This is a genomic window from Brotomerdimonas butyrica, from assembly GCF_025567305.1.
Taxonomy (GTDB): Bacteria; Bacillota; Clostridia; order Peptostreptococcales; family Anaerovoracaceae; genus Lentihominibacter; species Lentihominibacter butyricus.
Genome location: NZ_JAOQJP010000009.1, coordinates 61,037 through 84,946 on the forward strand (window position 1 = coordinate 61,037; position 23,910 = coordinate 84,946).

The 23,910-nt window shown below is 46.8% G+C and carries 21 protein-coding genes, 7 tRNA genes and 1 pseudogene; 25 read left to right on the top strand and 4 right to left on the bottom strand.

Annotated elements, in window-relative coordinates; translation table 11 throughout:
• Nucleotides 1-56: 56 nt before the first annotated feature.
• Nucleotides 57-133 (bottom strand) — tRNA-Arg (locus OCV59_RS07565).
• Between the two features lie 1,382 nt (nucleotides 134-1,515).
• On the opposite strand from OCV59_RS07565, the gene OCV59_RS07570 reads away from it, so the two are divergent.
• The 7 genes from OCV59_RS07570 (at nucleotide 1,516) to OCV59_RS07600 (ending at nucleotide 7,471) form a co-directional block, all read left to right on the top strand.
• On the top strand, nucleotides 1,516-2,043 hold the full coding sequence (locus OCV59_RS07570) for a CarD family transcriptional regulator (RefSeq protein WP_262584217.1): 528 nt from the start codon (nucleotides 1,516-1,518) through the stop codon (nucleotides 2,041-2,043).
• Between the two features lie 137 nt (nucleotides 2,044-2,180).
• Nucleotides 2,181-2,702 carry a hypothetical protein gene (locus tag OCV59_RS07575; protein ID WP_147593890.1) on the top strand — a complete coding sequence of 174 codons (522 nt, stop codon included), beginning with the start codon at nucleotides 2,181-2,183 and terminating at the stop codon, nucleotides 2,700-2,702.
• Nucleotides 2,703-2,874: 172 nt separating this feature from the next.
• Nucleotides 2,875-3,306: a transcriptional repressor gene (locus OCV59_RS07580; protein ID WP_262584218.1), complete on the top strand. Its 432-nt coding sequence runs from the start codon at nucleotides 2,875-2,877 to the stop codon at nucleotides 3,304-3,306.
• Nucleotides 3,307-3,673: 367 nt separating this feature from the next.
• Entirely contained in the window at nucleotides 3,674-3,979 is a 306-nt protein-coding gene (locus OCV59_RS07585; RefSeq protein WP_147593891.1) for a DUF6110 family protein, read from the top strand.
• Between the two features lie 72 nt (nucleotides 3,980-4,051).
• Nucleotides 4,052-6,127, top strand: a complete 2,076-nt coding sequence (locus OCV59_RS07590) for a heavy metal translocating P-type ATPase (RefSeq protein ID WP_147593892.1) — start codon at nucleotides 4,052-4,054, stop codon at nucleotides 6,125-6,127.
• 327 nt (nucleotides 6,128-6,454) lie between these two features.
• Complete coding sequence (locus OCV59_RS07595) at nucleotides 6,455-7,006, top strand: DUF3793 family protein (protein WP_147593893.1); 552 nt, start codon at nucleotides 6,455-6,457, stop codon at nucleotides 7,004-7,006.
• Between the two features lie 42 nt (nucleotides 7,007-7,048).
• Complete coding sequence (locus OCV59_RS07600) at nucleotides 7,049-7,471, top strand: flavodoxin (protein WP_147593894.1); 423 nt, start codon at nucleotides 7,049-7,051, stop codon at nucleotides 7,469-7,471.
• On the opposite strand, the gene feoB is transcribed toward OCV59_RS07600, so the two are convergent.
• A complete protein-coding gene (feoB, locus tag OCV59_RS07605) occupies nucleotides 7,468-9,273 on the bottom strand; it encodes a ferrous iron transporter B (protein WP_147593895.1) in 1,806 nt (601 codons plus the stop codon). The two genes, OCV59_RS07600 and feoB, sit on opposite strands and share 4 nt — an antisense overlap.
• Nucleotides 9,274-9,437: 164 nt before the next feature.
• Nucleotides 9,438-9,686, bottom strand: a complete 249-nt coding sequence (locus OCV59_RS07610; protein WP_147593896.1) for a ferrous iron transport protein A — start codon at nucleotides 9,684-9,686, stop codon at nucleotides 9,438-9,440.
• Nucleotides 9,687-9,845: 159 nt separating this feature from the next.
• Here OCV59_RS07610 and OCV59_RS07615 point away from each other — a divergent pair.
• From OCV59_RS07615 to bsh, 15 genes are all read left to right on the top strand, one after another.
• A tRNA-Met gene (locus tag OCV59_RS07615) sits at nucleotides 9,846-9,922 on the top strand.
• Between the two features lie 9 nt (nucleotides 9,923-9,931).
• A tRNA-Val gene (locus OCV59_RS07620) sits at nucleotides 9,932-10,007 on the top strand.
• 3 nt (nucleotides 10,008-10,010) lie between these two features.
• A tRNA-Asp gene (locus tag OCV59_RS07625) sits at nucleotides 10,011-10,087 on the top strand.
• Nucleotides 10,088-10,115: 28 nt separating this feature from the next.
• Nucleotides 10,116-10,190 (top strand) — tRNA-Cys (locus OCV59_RS07630).
• Nucleotides 10,191-10,223: 33 nt separating this feature from the next.
• Nucleotides 10,224-10,299 (top strand) — tRNA-His (locus OCV59_RS07635).
• Between the two features lie 34 nt (nucleotides 10,300-10,333).
• Nucleotides 10,334-10,408: transfer RNA gene (locus OCV59_RS07640), tRNA-Gln, on the top strand.
• A 376-nt stretch (nucleotides 10,409-10,784) separates the two neighbouring features.
• Entirely contained in the window at nucleotides 10,785-11,057 is a 273-nt protein-coding gene (locus OCV59_RS07645; protein ID WP_147593897.1) for a DUF6809 family protein, read from the top strand.
• A gap of 319 nt (nucleotides 11,058-11,376) precedes the next feature.
• Nucleotides 11,377-11,895, top strand: coding sequence for a ClbS/DfsB family four-helix bundle protein (locus OCV59_RS07650; RefSeq protein WP_147593898.1), 519 nt, complete (start codon nucleotides 11,377-11,379; stop codon nucleotides 11,893-11,895).
• A gap of 313 nt (nucleotides 11,896-12,208) precedes the next feature.
• Nucleotides 12,209-12,805: a transcriptional repressor LexA gene (gene lexA, locus OCV59_RS07655; protein WP_147593899.1), complete on the top strand. Its 597-nt coding sequence runs from the start codon at nucleotides 12,209-12,211 to the stop codon at nucleotides 12,803-12,805.
• A gap of 245 nt (nucleotides 12,806-13,050) precedes the next feature.
• The gene (locus OCV59_RS07660; protein WP_147593900.1) at nucleotides 13,051-13,632 is read left to right on the top strand and encodes a TetR/AcrR family transcriptional regulator; all 582 of its coding nucleotides are present in this window, start codon (nucleotides 13,051-13,053) and stop codon (nucleotides 13,630-13,632) included.
• Nucleotides 13,625-14,296: a hydrogenase nickel incorporation protein HypB gene (gene hypB / locus OCV59_RS07665; protein WP_147593901.1), complete on the top strand. Its 672-nt coding sequence runs from the start codon at nucleotides 13,625-13,627 to the stop codon at nucleotides 14,294-14,296. The genes OCV59_RS07660 and hypB overlap by 8 nt, the downstream gene beginning before the upstream one ends.
• A gap of 14 nt (nucleotides 14,297-14,310) precedes the next feature.
• Nucleotides 14,311-17,103: an FAD-dependent oxidoreductase gene (locus OCV59_RS07670; protein ID WP_147593902.1), complete on the top strand. Its 2,793-nt coding sequence runs from the start codon at nucleotides 14,311-14,313 to the stop codon at nucleotides 17,101-17,103.
• A 24-nt stretch (nucleotides 17,104-17,127) separates the two neighbouring features.
• A complete protein-coding gene (locus tag OCV59_RS07675) occupies nucleotides 17,128-17,472 on the top strand; it encodes a hydrogenase maturation nickel metallochaperone HypA (RefSeq protein ID WP_147593903.1) in 345 nt (114 codons plus the stop codon).
• An 11-nt stretch (nucleotides 17,473-17,483) separates the two neighbouring features.
• Nucleotides 17,484-18,518: a DUF5692 family protein gene (locus tag OCV59_RS07680; protein ID WP_147593904.1), complete on the top strand. Its 1,035-nt coding sequence runs from the start codon at nucleotides 17,484-17,486 to the stop codon at nucleotides 18,516-18,518.
• Nucleotides 18,519-18,870: 352 nt separating this feature from the next.
• A complete protein-coding gene (bsh, locus tag OCV59_RS07685; protein WP_147593905.1) occupies nucleotides 18,871-19,860 on the top strand; it encodes a choloylglycine hydrolase in 990 nt (329 codons plus the stop codon).
• Between the two features lie 83 nt (nucleotides 19,861-19,943).
• On the opposite strand, the pseudogene OCV59_RS07690 reads toward bsh, so the two are convergent.
• Nucleotides 19,944-20,057: pseudogene (locus tag OCV59_RS07690) on the bottom strand (aminomethyltransferase beta-barrel domain-containing protein); the annotation flags it as partial.
• 280 nt (nucleotides 20,058-20,337) lie between these two features.
• Between OCV59_RS07690 and OCV59_RS07695 the strand changes: the two are divergent.
• The 3 genes from OCV59_RS07695 to OCV59_RS07705 all read left to right on the top strand — a co-directional run bounded on the left by OCV59_RS07695 (nucleotide 20,338) and on the right by OCV59_RS07705 (nucleotide 23,825).
• Nucleotides 20,338-20,775 (top strand): RrF2 family transcriptional regulator, encoded by a 438-nt coding sequence (locus OCV59_RS07695; protein WP_147593907.1) that lies wholly within the window; start codon nucleotides 20,338-20,340, stop codon nucleotides 20,773-20,775.
• A 202-nt stretch (nucleotides 20,776-20,977) separates the two neighbouring features.
• Nucleotides 20,978-22,645, top strand: coding sequence for a [Fe-Fe] hydrogenase large subunit C-terminal domain-containing protein (locus OCV59_RS07700; RefSeq protein WP_147593908.1), 1,668 nt, complete (start codon nucleotides 20,978-20,980; stop codon nucleotides 22,643-22,645).
• Nucleotides 22,638-23,825, top strand: a complete 1,188-nt coding sequence (locus OCV59_RS07705) for a SpoIIE family protein phosphatase (protein WP_147593909.1) — start codon at nucleotides 22,638-22,640, stop codon at nucleotides 23,823-23,825. The genes OCV59_RS07700 and OCV59_RS07705 overlap by 8 nt, the downstream gene beginning before the upstream one ends.
• Nucleotides 23,826-23,910: the final 85 nt, after the last annotated feature.

The following is a 23,910-nucleotide window of genomic DNA, read 5'->3' on the forward strand; positions in this document are numbered from 1 at the left end:
TACTGATTTGATATGCTTGCAATAAAAATAGCTCTTCTGTCGAAGAACTATTTTATTGGCGCGCCATGAGGGACTCGAACCCCCAACCTTCGCATTCGTAGTGCGCGACTCTATCCAATTGAGCTAATGGCGCTTGCTAAATTAACAATAATGATTATACACTATTTGATTGTGCTGTGTCAAAGCATATTTCTGCTTTTTATCAGTTTATCACTCTCAGTGCCATGAATGGAGACCCGATCTTTTTTTGTTTTCTTGCAGGGCGATAAGTGTATGCTGGATATGAGAATGCACGTGAAATACGATAAACCTGACGTATCTGCTTTGTCCTAAGGAGTGCCTTTTTTTCCTGTGATGTGCTCTAAGTCGATGACAAATGTCGCGACATCATCCCAGGAAGACTGCATGTATTTACGGCCGCCTTCCCTGAAGCTGCTTGACTGGGCGTTCAGAAACGATGTGTATATCATTGAAGATGATTATGACAGCGAGCTTCGGTATCATACCGCACCGGTGTCGGGGGATATAAGCTGCTTTTGTTTGGATCCCTGGTGGGCACATATTTGTGTAGAAAAAGGATTTTTCGGGCGTGGATACACATCAGTATGATTTTTTGTGCAAATTAGAGTGAAAATGCTTTTTATCTACACAAGGATTTTGCCGTAAAAGCAAAAAATTACGATTTACAGGCGATTTTGCGGCAAAAATCACAATTTATGGAAAATCGTTGTGCATTATTTTTTTACCTTCACATTGATCTGCACTTTTTATAGATCGTTTGTGTATGATTATCGCTCATGCTCAAATCTTACACAACTGCGCAATAGCAATACGGATACTTCGGGAGAAGATAATTTTATGAGATCGGCCGATTGGCCATATAAATATTTTATGAACACAATGCTGCGAGAGCAGCCATACTCAAGTGGATTTCTCGGTTCTGATAAAGATGTTGATATGGAGAAGAACACTAAAAAATAAAAGTTTTTTGTGCATTCGCATAAAAAACACAAAACTATCATAAAAAATCGATGACAAACAGCAAGATTGGTGATACTATGTATATAAACAAGAACAAAAGTAGCAGAGAGAAAAGAGGGATATACTATGGAAAGTGCTACAAAAACTATTGCTAACGGAGTTGACTCGGTCAAAAAGACTATAAGAGAGTGCGCAGATATGATAAATGAACTGGTGCACATGGGTCAGCTGTAGCAGGATACTTGTGACAGTATAATAACGAAAGAAAAAACAAATATTAAATTATTTTTCGGCAGGTCAAAAGCCTGCCGTTTTTCATTGCGTGAAACCGGATAAAACTTCGTTTTTTAGTAAAACTTAAACCCGGGAGTCTCCGTGGTGAAGGCCTTTCCATAAAGTCAGAAAAAAGCCGCGATTTGAAAAAATACTGATTTTTTGCTATAATATATAAGGTGCATCGCCTGTAAGCGTTGCAAATGCAGGGCTGTGATGCATGGTTTTATCGCCTGTCATAATGTGGAAGAAGGTGTTTTGATGGATGACAGTAGGTTTTCAAGGGGCGATTATGTGGTATACGGTACCAGCGGGATCTGTATGATAGAAGATATCAGGCTGATGAAGTTTGCGATGGACAGTGAGAAGAGCACTTATTATGTGCTCAAACCTGAGAGCAGCGATTCGTCGGTCGTGTATGTTCCGGCAAAAAATGAAAAACTCATGAGCAAGATGCGTGAGGTGATGACTAAGGATGAGATAGATTCGCTTCTCCTCGGGATGAAAGACAAGGAGATCGGATGGGAAAAAGACAGACGTATACGTTCGGAGATTTTTCACGATATCCTGGTGAAAGGCGTCACTCAGAAGCTTTTGCTGATGATCCGCTGCTTATACATGAAAAAAAGGGAACTCATACCTTTAGGTAAAAAGCTGCCGACGACGGATGAAAATACGCTCAAGTCAGCGGAAAAGCTTGTCGAAGAGGAATTCTCGCATGTTCTGGGTATACCCGGGACTGAAGTGAGCGGATATATCAGGTCGCTGCTGAATGTTTCGGAGCATTAAGTAAATGCGCAGATCCTGCGGAAAAAACTGAGAAGATGTAAATGCAGGACGTTATGTGCCGGATGTTGTATCACGGTAGCCGTTGCTGCGGGCTGGCAGTTAAAGTATCCTTTTCTCAGGAGAGGGGGGAAGGATACATGGACAAGATCTCAGTTATATTGATTTCCGGTATAGTCGCACTTGTATTGACAAGTGCGATCATCATATACGATACGTGGGTATCTGATGATATCAGCACGATCAGCGCAGAGACACTGACGGAGGAGTCGCAGGATGAAGAACTGATTTTCGGCGATGATACCTCTGTCAGGAACAATTCTCTGAAAAAGCTGTGGATACGGGCAAAACCGGTTTTTGACGAAAACAGCGATCCTGATGCGTATACGATAATTTCGGCCGCTGTCGACTGCGGCAAATGGAGCATAGGTGCAGAAAACTGGTACTATTATGAGCGCCCGATAGAATTCGCGCAGGAGACAGAACCGCTTGTGGACAAACTCCTTTACAACGGCGAAGAGATATCAGCCGGAAGAGGAGGATTCAGGATAAAAGTCGAAGCGGTCGATGAAGAGTGGTTCGTGGCAAAGCCGGACAGCGGATCAGAAGCGTTTGAGTTTTTCGAGGAAAGCATGGCGATACCGGACGGTGAGCTGCTATGAGATATAAAAACGCATATTCCTGCGATTTGCATCAACGTGCGTAAAGAACAGTGAACTTTTACATGATGAGTCACCAACTTTTCTTGTTGACAAAAAAAGATAATTAGTATAAACTAACTAGTGAAGAAATATATTTTGCATTAAAGAAATTTTAAATGAGAGAAATATGTTTATGGAATATACTAGAACTCAGATGCGCAAGGAACTGATACTGCGCAAACTGAAGGACAAAGGATTCAGGATAACGAAACAGAGACTTATCCTGCTGGATATAATACTGAGTGAAAAGTGCACGTGCTGTAAAGAAATATACTACAGAGCGGTAGAGCAGGACCCGGGCATAGGAGTGTCCACGGTTTACAGGCTCGTGAATTCTCTGGAGGAGATAGGCGCGATAAGTCGCAGCGACATTTACAAGATAAGATGTGATTCCGATGGAGAAAGAGCTGCTGATTATACAGTGGAGCTCGACGACGGGACGTGCCGCAGTTTTTCAGAAAAATCGTTCAATGCGATACTGCTGGCAGGACTGAAAGCCGGCGGTTTTGTAAATGAACAGAAAATCGAAAAAGTATCATTGAGCAGCCAGGCCAGTGCAAGCTGAGCCGGCTGTTTTTACGTAGGAAATATCGCTTTCGATATTTTCGGAATATCAACAAAAGTTTCATATGAAAATATTTGGCGAAGCCACTTTTGCTCTATAAAGATCCCGTGCGTCCATAGGTTGGGCGTCTGCATACATTGAAAACAGCATGAAAAAATTGTCGAAAAATGAAAAAAAATATCAACAGTAAAAGATTAGAAAACTATAACCGGGGGGTGCGTGATATAATACGCTCATACAAAAGAGGTGCAATGACGGGAAAGGAGGCTCTTGAATGAAACAACACAAATTTTGGGCATGGGCGATGGTGACCTGCCTGGCAATGACGATCTATACCGGTTATAAACACAAATAGGAGGAATAAACTATGAAGGCTTTAAAGAAAGTTGATGCTAAAAAATCAGGAATTTTTGCAGCAGGAGTACTGTTTGGAACCGCAGGGATCAAGGTACTGACAAGCAAGGATGCTAAAAAAGTTTATACATGCTGTACAGCAGCAGTGCTCAGAGCTAAGGACTGCATCATGAACGTAGCAGCAAAGGCGCAGGACAACGCAGGTGATATATATGCGGAAGCGCAGCAGATAAATGAGAAGAGAGCGGAAGCTGAATGCGTATGCGGTGATGAATGCGGCTGCCAGGAAGCTGAAGCGGCAGCAGAGACTGCAGAATAGTAAATAAGCAGGAAAAACCGGCACCTGTGGGAAACCACAGGTGTTTTACAAGTGTGACAGAGAGAAAATGATATGAAATTTAGAATAAAACATGAAATAGAAGGACGTATCCGCATAGAAGCCGTGCAGAACAGGATGACCTTTGAACAGGCGGATACGCTGCAGTATTATCTTGACGATCTGCCGTTTGTAAAATCTGCAAGTGTGCAGGAGCGCACACAGAGTGTTACGGTCTGCTATGACGGCGACAGAGAACAGGTGCTGGAGGCACTCAAAGCTTTCAGCTACGAAGATGTAAAGGTGCCGGAAGCATATTTTCAGAGTTCAGGCAGAAAACTCAACCGGGAATACTGGGAGAAGCTCGTGAGCCATGTCACATGGCGAGGGATACAGGTGTTTTTCATACCGTATCCGATAAGAGGCATCATCACAGCTGTGAAATCCGTGAAGTACATAAAACTCGGCATCATGACTCTGGCTAAGAGAAAAATAGAAGTTCCAGTACTCGATGCGACGGCGATAGCAGTATCGATGATCCGCGGAGATCTCAAGACGGCAGGCAGCATAATGTTCCTGCTGGGTATAGGTGAGATACTCGAAGAGTGGACTCACAAGAAATCCGTTGACGATCTGGCAAGAAGCATGTCGCTCAATGTAGGGAACGTATGGCTCTGCCGCGATGGTGAGGAAGATATCATGGTCCCATCTTCAGATGTAGAAGAAGGCGACCTTGTCAGAGTTTATATGGGTACGGTAGTGCCTTTTGACGGTACTGTAGTAAGCGGAGAAGCTATGGTGAACCAGGCTTCGCTTACGGGTGAATCGCTCGCGGTAAGGAGAGCCGAGGGCGCATCTGTTTACGCGGGAACCATCATCGAAGAAGGAGAGCTTGTTATCCGTGTAAACGAAACGAGCGGCGGCAGCAAGTACGAGAAGATAGCTGCCATGATAGAAGAAACTGAAAAACTGAAGTCATCTGTTGAGGGAAAGGCAGCACATCTGGCTGACAAGCTGGTGCCGTACACGCTGCTGGGAACCGTACTCGTATGGGCTCTCACCAGAAATGTGACGAAGGCTCTTTCGGTGCTGATGGTCGATTTTTCGTGTGCGCTCAAGCTGGCGATGCCGATCTCTGTGCTTTCCGCGATGAGAGAAGCAGGAAACCACAATATCACTGTAAAGGGCGGCAAGTATATGGAAGCCATGGCTGAGGCTGATACCATAATATTCGACAAGACGGGAACTCTTACGAAAGCCAGACCTGTAGTTGCAGATGTCATTTCTTTCGGCGACAGAGAGCCGGATGAACTGCTTCGCATAGCTGCATGTCTTGAGGAGCATTTTCCTCATTCGATGGCGAAGGCGGTAGTCAATGCAGCGAAGGAGAAAGGCCTGGAGCACGAAGAGCTCCATTCGGATGTCGAGTATATAGTAGCGCACGGTATATCTACGATGATAAACGGCAAGAAGGCTATAATCGGAAGCTACCACTTCATATTCGATGATGAAGAGTGCATCGTCGATGAACGATTTGAAGGGCGCTTTGATTCGCTTTCATCAGAATACTCGCATCTTTACATGGCGATAGAAGGAAAGCTCGAAGCTGTCATCTGCATACATGATCCTCTTCGCGAAGAGGCTGCGGAGACCATCAGAAACCTGAAAGCCGCAGGCATAAAGAAAGTCGTTATGATGACGGGAGACAGCGACAAGACAGCCAGAGCGATAGCTGCGAAGGCAGGAGTGGATGAGTATTACGCTGAAGTCCTTCCTGAAGACAAAGCGAGATTTGTAGAGCAGGAAAAGCAGAACGGAAGCAAAGTGATAATGATCGGAGACGGTATCAACGATTCACCTGCGCTTTCAGCTGCGGACGTAGGCATCGCGATAAGCGACGGCGCCGAGATCGCAAGAGAGATCGCAGATATCACGATCGCTGCGGATGATCTTGGTGAGATAGTAGTGCTCAAGGAGCTCAGTGTCAAGCTGATGGAAAGGATACACAGGAACTACAGAAGGATCGTCGGCATCAACGGCGGGCTGATCCTGCTGGGAGTGAGCGGTGTCGTACAGCCTACGACGTCGGCTCTGATACATAACATTTCCACATTGGGGATAAGTCTCAAGAGCATGGAAAATCTGCTGTAATGCTGTTGCAGCACTTCTGCAGCGGCCTGTATGTCGTGCTGCATGCGTGGCGCCGGCTGCGGAGAGAATAAATAAGAAAAAATATGGATATATCCGGGATATACGTCCTGAGTGTCAGTGAGATCTGATACCGGCAGCGTATATTCCGGATATTTGTTTGTTGAGAAAATTGATCGTTTATGGATGTTGACAGTCCAAATGAGTTAGTGTATACTAATCGCATGAAGTTAGGAAAAACTAACCTAACGATGATCCGGATGATCCGGATGAAACGGCGCAGGTACAGTCGGGATTATCTCGAAGGTTACTGATGAAATGAGGTGCACTATGCTTGAAATGTCACTTATAAAGCACTGCTCTCCGACACTGGCTTCTCTTAAAACGGCGAATCTGTTCAGCTACAGCTATTCGACGGAAAGAGACCTGAGGAAGAGCATCAGATACTGGAATAAGCAGATGTCATGCAAAGGCATACGTCTTACGGTCATGAAAAAGAAAGATCATAGAGCGCTGATTTATGTGTGTCGTGTTTCGAAGCTTGAAAGTGTACTGGCAGGCGCAGACGTGGCAGCCTTCCTTAAAAAATACGGATATGACGGCATGGGTGTGGACGGCGCACTGAGACGTCTGAAAAAGAGACTGCGCAGTAGCGGGGAGTTCCCTCATGAGATCGGAATATTCCTGGGTTATCCGCTCGAGGATGTGACGGGCTTTATAGAGAACGAAGGAAAGGGGTTCGTTGAAGTAGGGTTCTGGAAGGTCTACGGAGATAAGGAAAATGCAGAAAAGACATTTTGCAAATACAGGAAATGCACGGATATATACACGCGTTTGTGGGAATGTGGAAAGAGTGTCTGGCAGCTCACAGTAGCGGCCTGATATAAATCAAGAAATCAAAAATACTAGGAGGTATAGAGTAAAATGAGTAAAGTAGCAGTAGTTTATTGGAGCGGTACAGGTAATACAAAAACTATGGCGGCGGCAGTCGCTGAAGGTGCAAGAGAAAAGGGCGCAGAAGTAAGCCTTCTGACAAGCGCAGAATTCAACGGAGATATGGTGGGAGACTATGACGCGATCGCTTTCGGATGCCCTTCGATGGGAGACGAAGTTCTGGAAGAAAGTGAATTCGAGCCTATGTTCGATACCTGCAAACCGAAACTCGGCGGCAAGAAGATCGCGCTGTTCGGATCATACGGCTGGGGAGACGGCGAATGGATGAGAAACTGGGATGAAGAATGCTCGAATCTCGGTGCAGATATGGCATGCGACTACGTGATCTGCAATGAAACACCTGATGATGACGGCATCGCAGACTGCAAAGCCCTCGGCGCTGCATTAGTTTAAAACAGTATATTTATAACCATACACAGCATTATGCCGGTGAGAGTCGGCAGCAGAAAGGCGCAGGCGGTCCATTTGAGGCTGCCTGTTTCTTTTTTTACCGTGAGACATGTGGTGCCGCACGGGAAGTGAAAAAGGCACAGTATCGCCACGCACAGGGCTGTCCGGAAGGTCCAGCCGCATCCTGCGAGTATGTCCTGGAGCTGTGATAGGCTGCTGTAGTCTGTCAGTACGCCTGACGACATGTAGCTCATCAGCATCACGGGTATCACGATCTCATTTGCGGGAAATCCGAGGATAAAAGCCATGACGATCACGCCGTCAACTCCGATGAGCCTGCCGAACGGATCGAGAAAATCCGTGCAGTGGTCGAGGATCGAAACGCTGCCGATCTTTATATTGGCGAGGATCCATATCACGATACCGAACGGTGCGGCGACGGCGATAGCTCTGCCGAGAACGAAGACTGTCCTGTCTCTGATGGATCGTATTATCACGCTGCCGGCCTTCGGCACTCTGTACGGAGGCAGTTCAAGTATGAATGAGGACGGTATCCCTTTCAATATCGTTGAGGAAAGCAGCTTTGACATCAGCAGAGTGACGATTATCCCGAGCAGTATGAAGCCTGTCAGAACGGCGCCGGCTGCCAGCGTGCGCACGGGTGAAGCGGCGGGTATGAAAAAGATCAGGATCATGGCCATCAGAGTTGGGAATCTGCCGTTGCAGGGGACAAAGCTGTTGGTGAGTATGGCGATGAGACGTTCTCTGGGTGATTCTATGATCCGGCAGCCTGTGACTCCGCAGGCATTGCATCCAAAACCCATGCACATCGTCAGCGACTGCTTTCCATGAGCGCCGCAACGCCTGAATGCTTCGTCGAGATTGAACGCGACTCTCGGCAGATAACCGAAGTCCTCCAGGAGGGTGAACAGCGGGAAAAAGATCGCCATAGGCGGAAGCATCACTGCGATCACCCAGGTGACAGTCTTGTAAAGGCCGTCCATCGTGACTGCCGTGAAAAGTCCAGGCATTTCTGCATTTGACATCATGAGCCGGAGCTTCGAGTCAAGCGCGCTGAAAAGCGCCGTCAGGGCTTCTGACGGGTAGTTCGCGCCGACCATGGTGATCCAGAAGATCAGCAGCAGGAGAAGAAGCATCACAGGGATGCCGGCTGTTTTTGACGTGAGTATCCTGTCTAGCTTACGGTCAAAGCTGCACGGTTCTTTTTTCCGGAAGCTCACGCACTGTCTGTAGATACTGCTTATGTCCACAGGATGGCTGCTGTCTGCGGGCCTTTCTGATGCAAAGCTGCCGGGGGCGAAGCTGTAAAGTACTTCGATGAGTTCGTCGAGCCCTTCTTCTGAGCGTGCGGATGCAGGGATTACGGGGATCCCGAGAAGCTCCTGCAGTTTTCCGATGTCGGGAATGATGCCTTTTTTTCGGGCTTCATCCATCAGGTTCACGCAAAGCACGGCGTCGTGTGTGATATCGAGGATGTCTTTTACGAGCAGGAGGTTCCGTTCCAGGCATGTGGCGTCGGCGACGATAAGTATTATGTCGGCTTTTCCGGATCTTATGTATTCGCCGGTCACGGCCTCGTCGGGCGACAGCGAGTCGAGGGAATATGCTCCGGGCAGATCGATGAAGTCAAAGGTGGCATCCTTGTATTTCATGTTCCCGGCTGCGTTCGTGACGGTTTTTCCGGGCCAGTTGCCGGTGTGCTGGTGCATTCCCGTGAGTGCGTTGAAAACAGTGCTTTTGCCCACGTTGGGGTTGCCGGCCAGCGCTATCGTTTTGTTTTTCATAAAAACACCTCCCTGGAAAGTATATGAAAGCTTTTGCAGAGAGGTGAATGTACGATGCCCCTGATCGGCTGAACTTTACATGTGCTGTTTGCGATGTCTGTTGAGTGTGGTTGAGTGTGGCGTGCCGGCCATGTTCGATGATCCGGGTCAGGATGTCTGTCGTATCAGTGATTATCGGCAGGCACCACGCTGATGTTTTCTGAGGTTTCCTTTCTGAGAGCTATGACTGTTCCCATGATCTCATAAGCGGAAAGTGTGCCGGCAGGGCTGCTGAAAAGTTTTTTTATCTTTGAACCGGGGAATATCCCGTACCCCCGAAGTCCGGAAACGGCGGATGATATATGATCAACGGAATGTATCATGTATTCGCTGTCATAAACTGCATCGGAAAGTGATATTATTGTGAAATTCATGGTTGACCTCCGCATGAAAATAGTGTAATATTATACGTGCTCGACTGTATATGAAATGTATTAAAAACTTATTAATAATATCATATAAAAAGTCTTGACAAGAAGTTCTTAAAATGATAAGATATTTCTCGCAGCGATTGAGAGTTTGCTGCAAGGTGTGGCGGTGTAGCTTAGTTGGCTAGAGCGTCCGGTTCATACCCGGAAGGTCGGTGGTTCGACTCCACTCGCCGCTACCATATTAATAAGGGCGCTTAGCTCAGCTGGGAGAGCACCTGCCTTACAAGCAGGGGGTCATAGGTTCGAGCCCTATAGCGCCCACCAAATGGTCCGGTAGTTCAGTTGGTTAGAATGCCAGCCTGTCACGCTGGAGGTCGACGGTTCGAGCCCGTTCCGGATCGCCAAATTTTATTGGGAGGCAACTCCCCTTGAGGCGACATAGCCAAGTGGTAAGGCAGAGGTCTGCAAAACCTTTATTCCCCGGTTCAAATCCGGGTGTCGCCTCCAAATCAAAAGAACAAATCCTTTGTTCATCATATGGTGGGTATAGTCAAGTGGTTAAGACAGCGGGTTGTGGCTCCGTTATGCGTGGGTTCGAATCCCACTATCCACCCCATTTGATCTTATAGATCAGGCTTACAATTGAATGTTGGGGTATCGCCAAGCGGTAAGGCAATGGATTCTGATTCCATCATGCGCAGGTTCGAATCCTGCTACCCTAGCCAATTAAAAGACTCGAAGCGAAAGCTTCGGGTCTTTTGCTGTTTCAAGGGGTCCAAGTGATTGCAACGTTTTCGGCGATTTTACGCCAGTGCATGTGAGTGCAGTCAGGTGCACTCAGTTGCCAATAAATACGGTTTATGTCCAACGCGGCTGGACATGGCGAGCCTGTGCGGAGTATGCATGAAGAAGATACTGAGGGAGCTGAAAGAAGCTGTGAAAGCAAACAAAGTACTCTCTTTTCTGAGTGGTGAGCATGAGAAAAGAGAATAAGGGTGATCTAATATATAGTCCGGTGCAAAAGCCGGATATTACATACTGGCAGCTTCTATGAAAAGAATGTATGTTCGATACATATACAGAACACAGGAGGAACAACAGATGAAAGAATCGATCATACGTGAACTTTACGAAGACTCATTATCAAGGTCAGAACTGATCATGCCGGAAGGGATCAGGTATCAGACCTGCAGTGAAAGAAAAGAAGAAGCAGAGCAGCAGCTCAAAGAAACGCTTTCAGCTCCACAAAGAGAACTCTTCGAAAAATTCCTGACAGCACAGCATGACGTTCGGAGCATAGAAGATGAGGAGACATACAGACAGGGGGTATCGCTGGGAGTAAGGATAACGGCAGAAGCATTTGTGGCAGAATAAATAGCGGATAGAAGAGCTTATTGTGATATAATATATACGATCCTGAATTTGCAGATATCGCTGGATGATACAAATGAGATGGGCGGATCATTCGAAAATATATTAGCCAAAAGTGAAAAACGATCAAATATGGACAATATCCGTTACTTCTTTAGAAGATGATTTTGTTCAGAGACAAGCAGATGAGGAGATAGAAAGTTTTTTAAAATCGGAGTGCATAGGGGGATTGAAGCTGTGATTCTTGGAGTAGTTCTCTGCATTAATAGAGAAAAGAGAATGAACAACATCGAGGACACACCGTGATTTAAGGAGAAAGATAATGAGAACATACGAAAATAAAGATGAATTAAAAAGAGAGATAAATAAAAGTTTTGAAAAATATATTTCTGAATTTGATGATATCCCGGAATCCTTAAAAGATGTAAGCGTTGAGGAAGTCGACAGGACTCCTGCAGAAAATCTTGCTTATCAGGTAGGCTGGACAACTTTAGTTCTTAAGTGGGAAGAAGATGAAAGAAACGGACTTCAAGTAAAAACGCCTTCAGATGATTTTAAATGGAATCAGCTTGGCGATTTATATCAATGGTTCAATGATATCTACGCTCATCTGTCTCTTCAGGAGCTGAAAGAAATATTGAATGATAATATCGATTCCATTTATGCAATGATCGATTCTCTGAGCGAGGAAGAATTATTCAAACCACATATGAGAAAATGGGCTGATGAAGCGACTAAAACAGCAGTCTGGGAAGTATATAAGTTCATTCATGTCAACACAGTTGCTCCTTTCGGAACATTTAGAACAAAAATCAGGAAATGGAAAAAGATCGCACTATAACTTACCGTTTGTGCGTTACATGAAGAATAATTTCAAAATGGGTTTCCAGGTATCTGATATATGGCTGCATCAATTTTGATTTGCCGGATCGGCGGATACCTGCGATGATCTTGATATCAAAGATCGTATCTTTTACAGGATCAAAGACGCCTCAAATGGGATCATTACAAAACCAGATATAATCAACATAATACAGGCTGGGAAATCAGTTCCTCAGCTTTTTTGTTTTTTGAACTTTTTATTTCACGGCGGCTGATTTAATGTATAATGAACATATCGAAAGCGAGTTGCTTTTGATAGAAAAGGAGGAGATATGAGAACAAAAGATCCTGAACTTATGAAACAGATCCTGGAATATATCGAGGACTATTACATCGATCACAATGCTTCTCCGTCAACGACACAGATAGCGGAGCAGATGGGGATCGCCAGAGGGACCGTACATAAATATCTTGTCGAGATGGACGAGCGAGGGATGCTTTCCTATCAGGGCAGGAATATCACGACAGAGAGGACGGAGAAGATGCATACATCGACTTTCAGGGCGGCAGTCGTGGGAGATATATCATGTGGTCTTCCCGATATCGCAGAAGAGCATATCGAAGAGTATGTATCTCTTCCGGAGTCAATGTTCGGAAGCGGCGAATTCTATATCTTTCGTATACGGGATGAGTCCATGATCGAAGCGGGTGTAGATCCCGGTGACCTGGTAGTGATCCGCAGGCAGGAGACTGCTGAGAATGGACAGATCGCAGTTGTGCTTGTAGATGAAGAAGCGACGATGAAGAGATTCTATATAGAGGATGACAGAGTAAGACTGCATCCTGAAAACAGTGAAATTGAAGATTTTTATGTGGATAACTGTATCATCCAGGGTGTTGCCGTAAAGGTGATAAAGGATTTGAGATAGAGCTTTTTTGAGTACAGGAGCAGATTTGCAGTGAACTTTAAAAACAACCGGAAGACAGTAAGCTGTCGGCAGCTAAGATGGCAGAAAAGTCAGGTGTTGCAGGGCGAAACATAAAAACCCTGATAAAATATAAAATCTAAAAGAATTTTGTTGACGGTGTGACGTTTCGGTGATAATATCAAGAAAACGGGAAACCTGAATTGCTTTTTGGGTTTCCGACGGGTTTTGTAAAGAAGAATACTTATATGGAAAATGATATGACGACAGAATTGAAAGAACGGATCATAGATGTTGCCATCGAGGAATTCACACTGATGGGACTTAAATTTACTATGAACGATATTGCCCGTAAACTGGGAATAAGCAAGAAAACGATATACACGATCTTTGACAGTAAACGGGATGTGCTTGTCGGGATAGCTGACAGATATTCTGACGATTTCAGGAGCATGCAGGAAGAGATCGAACGTAATCCGGATCTGGATGCTGAACAGAAATTCGAAAGGATCCTTCTGGCACTTCCTGAGAAGTATTACAATATCGGTCTCAATCGTATATATGAGCTTTCGTTCAAGTATCCTAGGCAGTACGACTATCTTATGGCATCAGTCAATATGGGATGGCAGATTGCAGAGAATTATCTCAGGGAAGGGATCAGGAACGGAGCGTTCGATGATGTTTCGATCCCGGTGTTCATGTCAATGGTCAAGGGCACAGTAAGCTGTTTTATGCGGACAAGTGTGCTATATGATAATGACATGACATATGAACAGGGAAAACTCGAAATGGTGAGAATACTGATGAAAGGAATAAAGTCAGATGAGTGAGGTTCGGATCATTGAAATCAAAGAAAGTGTTTTTGCAGATAACGACAGGTATGCTGATGAGTTGAGAAGCAGACTCAGAGCGGATAAGGTTTTTCTTATGAATCTCATGTCTTCGCCGGGATCTGGAAAGACGACGCTTTTGAAAGGAACGATAGGTTTGCTTAAGGACAGACTGAAGATCGGTGTGATGGAAGCTGATATCGACTCCGATGTTGATGCGAAAGCCATTGCAGAAACAGGAGTCAAGGCGATCCAGCTCCATACCGGCGGGATGTGCCACCTTGATGCTGAGATGACAAGGCAGGGTCTTAATGCACTTGGTACAGATGATCTTGATCTTGCGATCCTGGAGAATGTTGGCAATCTTGTATGTCCTGCAGAGTTTGATACAGGAGCTTCTGCTAATGTCATGATACTCTCTGTTCCTGAGGGTCATGACAAACCGCTTAAATATCCGCTGATGTTTGAAATATGCGATGCAGTGCTTATAAACAAGGTCGATGTGCTGCCATATTTTGATTTTGATATGGAGCTTGTAGAGGAATATATCCATATGAGAAATCCTGATGCGGTGATTTTTCCTGTTAGTGCCAGGACTGGCGAGGGAATGGATGCATGGACTGACTGGCTTGAGGACAGAGTCAATGATTGGAATGATAAATAGAGGAGGAGAGAATCATGAGCAGAGAACTGGACAGGGAGTTATTCCCGGACTATGAGTATCCTGAATATACGCCGGATCATAACGAACCGTTCCGTGAGCCGATCGCGAAGCTTGGTAAGCTGATCACTGACAGAGTTCCACAGAAGCTCGGGCTCAGGAAGATCACGAGAGATGACCCTGAATACTGGGGGCTTGCAAGTGTGCTTTCGGACGAGGAAGCTGAGCTCGCACTGAAGCTTGGAGTCAGAAAGCCTAAGACGCTTCCTGAAATCGTTGAGCTCAGTGGTCTTGGGGAAGCAAAGTGCGAAGCTATGCTTGAGGAGATGGCACGCAAGGGACTTCTCGAATATAACTGGGAGAACGACAGGCACGAGAAACAGTACGTTCTGCCGATGTACGTACCGGGCTGTGCGGAATTCTTTAACATGAATGCAGAGCTTCTCGACTCGAATCCTGAGATAGGTATCTTCTTTGAGCACATGTCGCGTCTGCCTCTTGGCAAGATCACACCTTTTGTACCGGAAGGCGGTGCAGGCATAGGGATGCATGTGATACCTGTCGAGAAGGCGATAGAGATGGAGAATGAGTCTGTCGATCTTGAGCATATATCATACTGGCTCGACAAGTACGAGGGAAAATACGCTGCGAGTCCATGTTCTTGCAGACGTTCAAGAATGAAGTTCGATGAGGGATGCGCAGACGATCCAGAAGGCTGGTGCATCGCTGTCGGTGACATGGCTGACTACGTAGTTGAGACACAGAAGGGCGGACGCTATATCACAAGGGAGGAAACACTGGAGATCCTGAAACAGGCAGAAGATAACGGATTCGTGCATCAGATCACAAATATCGACGGAAAGAACAAAATCTTTGCGATCTGTAACTGCAACGTGAATGTGTGCTATGCGCTTCGTACTTCGCAGCTTTTTAATACTCCTAATATGTCTCGTTCAGCATATATAGCGAAGGTCGACAAGAGCAGCTGTGTTGCCTGCGGAAAGTGCGTTGAGAGCTGCCCGGCCGGTGCTGTAAAGCTCGGACAGAAGCTTTGCGACAAGGAAGGCTGCGAGATCAGATATCCGAAGCATCCGCTTCCAGGCGATATGCCTTGGGGCGAGCACATGTGGACACACAATTATAGAGATGTGAACAGGATCAATTGCTACGACACGGGCACGGCTCCATGCAAGACTGCATGTCCTGCCCATATCGCAGTACAGGGCTACCTGCAGCTGGCCGGAGAGGGGCGTTACGATGAAGCCCTTGCTCTCATCAAGAAGGACAATCCGCTTCCTGCGGTATGTGGACATGTCTGTAACAGAAGATGTGAGGATGCGTGTACAAGAGGAACTATCGATGAAGCTGTTGCGATCGATGAGGTAAAAAGATTCATTGCGGAAAGAGATCTAAGTTTAGATACAAGATATATCCCTGAGCCGATCGTTCCATCGCTTCGCGGAGGTTTCGATGAAAAGATCGCTATCATAGGTGCGGGGCCGGCGGGTCTGAGCTGTGCGTATTTCCTTGCCATGACAGGATATAAGCCGACGATCTTTGAGAAAAATGACGAACCGGGCGGGATGCTTCGATACGGGATACCATCATATAAGCTCGAGAAAAAACTTCTGGATGCAGAGATCGATGTGATTCGCGAGATGGGTGTCGAGATAAAATGTGGTGTTGAGATCGGTAAGGAACTCACGATCGAAGAGCTTAGGGAGCAGGGCTACAAGGGCTTCTACATTGCGATCGGATGCCAGAAGGGAAGGATGCCGGGCGTTCCCGGACAGGATGCAGTTGGCGCTTACACAGCTGTTGATTTCCTTAGAGAGGCGAGTGAGCGTGAAGACTTTGATTTTGAGGGTGATGTTGTCGTTGTCGGTGGAGGAAATGTAGCTATCGATGCTGCAAGGGTAGGCAGCAGATGTACAGACAACAAAATTTCGATGTTCTGTCTCGAGCAGAGAGACGAGATGCCTGCAAGCAGGGACGAGATTTCGGAGGCTCTAGAGGAAGGGATCGAGCTGAACCCTGGCTGGGGAATGAAAGAGATCCTCGAGGAGAACGGACACGTTTCAGGCGTTGTATTCAAAAGGTGCATAAGAGTATTTAACGACGAAGGCGGATTCTCGCCGGAATACGATGAGAATGACACAGTAACAGTGTCGTGTCGCCACGTTGTTTTCTCAGTAGGACAGATGGCCGACTGGGGTGGGACCCTTGAGAACATGAACATCGAGCTTAAGCCTAATGGGAATGCGATGGCAAACAGGCTGACATATCAGACATCTGAGGCTGATATTTTCGTCGGAGGAGATATATATACAGGTCCGAAATTTGCGATCGATGCGATCGCAGCCGGAAGAGAGGGTGCGGTATCACTTCACAGATATGTACACGATCATTGTACTCTTACGATAGGGAGAAACCGTCGCGACTTTATAGAGCTAAACAAGGATAATATCAGAGTCGATACATATGATGACTCGAAGCGTCAGATCCCGCCGGGGGCGGATGCGGCAATGCAGGCAGAGACTTTCAGAGACCTGTCTCACAGTCTCACAGAGGAGCAGGTCAAGGCAGAGACTTCGAGATGCCTGTCATGCGGTGCATCGGTAGTCGATCCTAACAAATGCATAGGCTGTGGAGTCTGCACAACGAAATGCGTATTTGACGCGATCCACCTTAACAGAGAGCTCCCGGGCGCATCGGTAATGCACTCATCAGAGGAGAAGCTTAAATATATCCTTCCTAATATGCTTAAGCAGAACATCAAAGTCAAGTTCAGGAAAAAGCCAAGAGATTAGGTTTCGTAGAAAAGGAGAGTCATAATGCATGAGCTTGGAGTAACATTTCATATCCTGGATCACGTTGAGGGCGTCGCTGCTGCAAACAATGTGACCAGAGTCAGTAAAGTCGTGCTTGAGCTTGGTGAGGTCTCGACCGTGATCGGGTCATATCTTCACAGCTGCTGGAAGTGGGCTGCGTCCAAAAGACCACTTTTCGAAGACTGTGAACTTGAGGTGGAGAAGCTCTCGGCCATAACATTCTGTGAGAACTGCGGGAAGACCTATGGAACGGTGGAGTATGGAAAGATTTGTCCGTACTGTGGGAGTGAGAAGACATTTCTGCTGCAGGGCAATGAATTCAATATAAAAGAAATAGAGGTAGAATAGGAGGAAAAGTTATGTTTTTTGATATTTATGGAGAGACAGCCGGATGGCAGCTTCTGGGCTGGCTGATGGTATTTGTCGGTCTTGTTGTAATGAATGAGATCGCAAGACGCTCAAAGGCAGGCGGAATTGCGTGTTTTGTGGTATTGCCTGCTGCTCTGACAGTGTACTTCATCGCGATTTATATCGGCGCTGCCAAAGGTGCTGAATGGGCACTTGATAACGATACCTATGTACATATGAACAGCTGGTTCCATTATGCCAAGCTGTACGCTGCAACTGCAGGCTGCGTAGGCTTCATGATCCTCAAGTATCACTGGGGAAAGCTCGGTAAATCACATGCTTTCAAAGTATTCCCTTTTGTGATCGTAGCTATCAATATTCTGATCGCTGTTGCCTCTGACTTTGAGTCAGCAATCCGTGCAGGTTCACTTGCAGGCGGATGGTGGCTGTCATCAGAAGGTGTATGGCTTTATGGCGGATGGTGGAATGTCCTTAACGGGATAGCCGGGCTGTTCAACATATTCTGTATGACAGGCTGGTGGGGGATATACTCATCAAAGAACAGGCAGGATATGCTCTGGCCTGATATGATCTGGGTTTTTATACTGGCATATGATATATGGAACTTTGAGTACACATATCTCAATCTGCCGACACATTCATGGTACTGTGGTCTTGCACTTCTGCTCGCTCCGACTTTTGCTGCGGCACTGTGGAACAAGGGTGGATGGATCCAGAATCGTGCTAATACTCTGGCACTGTGGTGCATGTTTGCTCAGGTATTTCCGCTCTTCCAGGATGCAAGCAGATTCACGACTGTTACATCTGTATACGGTGAGGGCGGCATTGCTGCAGCAATGGGTGAAAGTATGCCTGTTGCAGCAGATCCGCTGGCACAGGGTCTTATCGCAGTTCTGTCGATAGCTGTAAATGTGTTCGCATTTGCATATATTCTCAGGAGAGCGAAGTCTCAGAACAAGAATCCTTGGAAGAATGAAATCTTTACGGATACCAGAGATTACATCGAGGCAATGGAACGTGCATAATGACTGATCTGATAACTTAAAAATGATGAATCAAGACAAAAGCTCCTGCCGGAAGCACAGATGCTGCTGCGGCAGGAGTTTTGTGTTTCAAGGGATCTCCATGATGGCAATGCTTCCGGACATGTACAATGCAGCCGGACATAAAAATATGAATGATACATAGCCGCATGATATGCATGAAGAATGATTCAATATAACAGGCAGAAATTCCAGAGTTTTTTATATTTAAATAAAAACGTTTATTTTTTGTTTGTTTTGATATAATAAAGATACCAAAACAGGAATGGAGGTTCAGCAGATAAAAGAGAACCCTTATTTTACAGAGGATTTTAATGAAAAGAGAGATAACGATATGTGTACAGCATCAACTTACAAAACAAAAGATTTTTATATAGGGAGAACTCTGGACTACGAGTTCTCTTACGGTGAGGAGGTGACCGTGACGCCTAGAAACTGCGAATTCGACTTCAGGCATGCAGGGAAGCTGGAGTCACACTACGCGATCATCGGGATGGCATTCGTTGCGGACGGATATCCTCTTTATTACGATGGAGTGAATGAAAAGGGCCTGGGAATGGCAGGGCTCAATTTTGTCGGCAATGCGGCATATGAAGATGCTGTTCCTGTCGGCGAGACCGATGATGTCCAGGTGGCGCAGTTTGAGTTTGTTCCGTGGATACTTGGTCAGTGCGGATCGGTCGCGGAGGCAAGAGTAAGGATTGCCGGAATGAGACTTACAGGCACACCGTTCAGCGATCAGTTTCCCCCGGCGCAGCTGCACTGGATGATAGCCGATAAGAATGAATGCATCGTGGTGGAATCCACGGAGGATGGACTGAATGTGTATGATGACCCTGTCGGAGTGCTCACGAACAACCCGCCGTTTCCTGTGCAGCTTTTTGCACTGAACAACTATGCAGGCGTTTCTCGAAAGCAGCCGGAAAATACCTTTGCAGGAACACTGAAGCTAGATGCATACAGCAGAGGAATGGGTGCGATGGGGATACCGGGAGATCTTTCGAGCCAGTCGAGATTCGTAAAGGCGGCATTCACTAAGCTGAGCTCGGTATCAGGAGACAGCGAAAAAGAGAGTGTGAGTCAGTTCTTTCATATCCTGGGGTCAGTCGACCAGCAGCGCGGATGCTGCGAAGTGGGCGACGGCAAATATGAGATAACCATATATACGTCGTGCTGCAACGCTGATAAAGGAATCTATTACTATACGACATACGATAATCATCAGATAACAGCAGTGGATATGCATGCGGAGGATCTGGATTCAGATCAGCTTATCCGATACCCGATAATAACAGACGGGGAAGTCAGATGGCATAATAAATGAAAGAGTAAAGCGGGACGGTTCATATGATCATACATATGAGAACGTCCCGCTTCGTTTTTCGCCATAGCACCGATATTCAATATTCAGCATATAGTCCCGCCGCCCACGACGGTGTCGCCGTCATAGAGGACGAGCGCCTGGCCTTTGGTCACTGCCCGTTGCGGTTCATCGAACTCAGCCTTTATAGTGTTCTCATCTGTCTGTACGGAGGCGTTATCGGCATATATGATGTTTTCAGCCTTTAGACCTTGCATAATTTTCTCCTTTGTGGTTAAATATATACAAAACATATGTGTTTAATAAGGTAAGAATAACAAGGAGCTGCACATGTGTCAAGGAATCATATGAAAGTTCGAGCTGACAGGGTTTTATTACCGATGTATCACGGGCATCATATACTTATTGCAGGTCACTATAAACTCATCAGCTTGATAAACTACTTTACATATAATATAATAGGGAATAGGAGGTGCTGTTATGAAAGTATCAACAAAAGGTCGCTATGCGCTCAGAGTCATGCTTGACCTGGCGATAAACAATACAGGTGAATATATTCCGCTTAAAGAAGTTTCGAGGAGACAGGGCATAACGCTCAAATATCTGGAGCAGATAATACCGCAGCTCAAAAAAGCCGGATTTCTCAGGAGCACGCGCGGAAACAGCGGCGGATACAGGCTGGCTAAGGAGCCTCGGGAGTACGTGGTAGGCGATATACTCCGCACGATGGAGGGAAGCCTGGCTCCGGTATCATGTCTTGAGGACGAGGAAAATCTGTGTGAGATGAGCGATGTGTGTACTACGCTCAGTTTCTGGCAGGGACTTGAGAAAGTGATAACCGACTATGTCGACAGTGTGACGCTTCAGGATCTGCTGGATCACCATAATTCCATGCTGGGCAGCGATTATTCGATATAGACCGGAAAGGACATTGCGCGGGCAGTGTTCTTTTTTTATGCTGTAAAGAAAAACAGTCACTGATCCCAGGGCTTTTTTTGAAAAAATCATGCCATCGTGCAAAGGGCGGGTTTTTGCGGTTGTAATTCAAATGCACGTCTGATAACATGATTTTAAGACTTGATATCAGATATGTCAGAAGGCGAGAAGAAGAGGAGTTCATATGAGAGAAATACTCGGATTGAAAAAGACAAACTGCAAGAGCTGTCACAAATGCATCAGAAACTGCGCTGTAAAGTCCATAAGATTCACAGCGGGACAGGCGCATATCGTGGAAGACGAATGCATACTGTGCGGGCGCTGTTTTGCCGTCTGTCCGCAGGATGCGAAAGTCATCGCAAGCGATATGGAAAAAGTCAGGATCATGCTGCAGACGGGCACCGTTTACGCGAGCATCGCTCCGTCTTTTGCAGCCAGCTACCCCGGAGTCGGCATAGATGCGCTGGAAGACGCGCTGAAAAAGCTGGGATTTGCGGGAGCGGAAGAGACTGCGGTAGGCGCTACCATAGTGAAAAAAGAATACGAGAGGATACTGGATGAGGAAAAGCCTAACATCCTCGTGTCTTCGTGCTGTTCCAGCATAAATCTGATGCTGAGAAAATATTATCCGGAGGCACTGTTCACGCTGGCGCCGGTGATCACGCCGATGCAGGCGCACTGCAGAGATATAAAGCGCAGACATCCTGAAGCGAAGACCGTTTTCATAGGGCCGTGCATTTCCAAGAAATCAGAGGCGGCAGAAGAGGATGCGGTAGATGCGGTCCTGATGTTCGACGAGTTCAACAGATGGCTCAGGGAAGAAGGGATAGAGCTCGGCAGGCGAGAGGATATCAGAAAAGGCGGTCGGGCGAGGGTGTTCCCGACTGCTGGGGGTATTATCGAGACGATGGATAAAAATCCGGAGTATACATATGTTGCCGTGGACGGAGTGAAAAAGTGCATGGACGTTCTCGACGAAATAAAGGAGGGAAGACTGCACAACTGCTTTATAGAAATGTCCGCGTGTGAGGGAAGCTGTGCAGACGGGCCGATTCTGGACAAGATGAAGAACACACCTGCGCAGAATTACCTGCAGGTCGTGCGTTATGCGGAAAAAGAGGATTTTGCAGTAGAAAAGTATGCGAAGGAAGAGATAGCAGCCGTTTACGAACCTTCCGAGCTTGAAGCGGAGCAGCCGTCAGAGGCGGAGATAAAAGCGATGCTTTTAAAGATGAACAAGCTGTCGAAGGAAGACGAGCTGAACTGCGGCTCATGCGGATACTGCACGTGCAGAGAAAAAGCCATCGCGATAATCCAGGGGAAAGCTGAGATCTCGATGTGCCTGCCGTACATGCTGAGCCAGATGGAAAATCTGTCTGATTCTGTAGTGGCGAATTTCCCGGATGCGATACTGGTGCTCAATGACGAGCTGGAGATCCAGAAGATCAATCCGAAGGCGAAGAAGATCCTGCGCATCCGTGATGAAAGTGATGTCATGGGTGAGCATATCGGCAGGCTGCTCGATCCGGAGCCGTTTGAAATGGTGATGCTCAAAAAGAAGGATCTCATGTATGAGCAGCTGTATCTAGCCGAGTACGAATGCTACGTGGAACAGACGATAATATACAACCGCGAGGGCCACCAGTTCATCTGCATTTTGTGCGATATAACTGCAGACATGGCGCTTAGAGAGAAGAAGCTTGCGAATCAGAACCAGGCGTTCGAGATCGCAAACGATATGGCGAAAAAGCAGCTCAAGATCGTTCAGAGCATCGCGTCGCTGCTGGGAGAGACGACTGCTGATACGCTTATCGCACTGGAGCACCTGAAGGAGACGATTGCTGATGATTGAGACGATTTATGCAGATATAGGATACGCGAGCCTGACAAAAGACGGTCAGATGATATGCGGTGACCATGTTGAAAAGGTGCAGTGCGAGGACGGGTCGATCGTGGCGGTGCTTGCCGACGGGCTCGGCAGCGGAGTGAAAGCCTGTATACTGTCGACGCTGACAGCGACGATAATCTCGAGGATGATCGCGGAAAATCTGCCGATCGCGAACTGCGTGAATGCTGTTGCCGAGGCGCTGCCTGTGTGCTCCGTCAGGCACCTGGCATACTCGACATTTACGGTGCTGCACATATCGACGTCAGGCATGCTCAGTATATTCCAGTACGACAATCCGTCGACGATACTGCTCAGAGACGGCGCCGAGGTTGAGATACCGTTTTCTTCGACCGTGATAGACGACAAGACGATAGAATCGGCGAAGATACAGCTTCAGAAGGATGACGTCGTGATCGCGATCAGCGACGGCGTGGAAAACGCAGGTGTTGCTTTCGGCGGAGCCAGCTATGAGAACAAGTGGGGCCGCGCTGCGATCGTCGACTATATGGAGCCTTTTAGCGTGGTAGGGTTTTCTGCGAAGACGATCAACACGATCCTGCTCGACGAGTGTTTCAAACGTTACGTGGCAGAGCCTGGCGACGATACGACAGCGCTGACGCTTTGCATAAAAGAACGGGAGCAGGTGAACGTCCTGGTAGGGCCGCCTGCAAATGTCGCAGACACGCACAAGATGATGTCGCTGTTCTTTTCTAAAAAGGGCAGACATGTGGTCTGCGGGGGAACTACGGCAAAGATCGCGGCAGACTATCTGGGAAAGAAGATCGTCGATGATCCTTACATACAGAACGATCCGGATATTCCGGCAATGGGAAAGATCGAAGGCGTGGATCTGACTACTGAAGGCGTGCTGACGCTGAGCAGGGTGCTGGAATACGCAGAAGATTACCTGCAGGACAACAGGACGTATGTGCAGTGGTGCTACAGCAGAGACAGTGCGTCGCTGATGGCGCGCATGCTGTTTGAAGAGGCGACAGATATCAATATTTTCGTGGGGAGTGCGGTCAACCCGGCTCACCAGGGAGCTGAAAAATCGATATCGTTCGCGACAAAAATGAAAATAATCAATGATCTGAAAGACCGGCTTGAAGATATGGGCAAGCAGGTCAGGAGTACTTATTTCTGAGTTTTGCAGGCAGGCTGTGCGGCATGGTTTATGCGCATGAGCCTGCCGTTTCTGTATTTTAGATGTCGGCGTGTAAAGCAGCCGC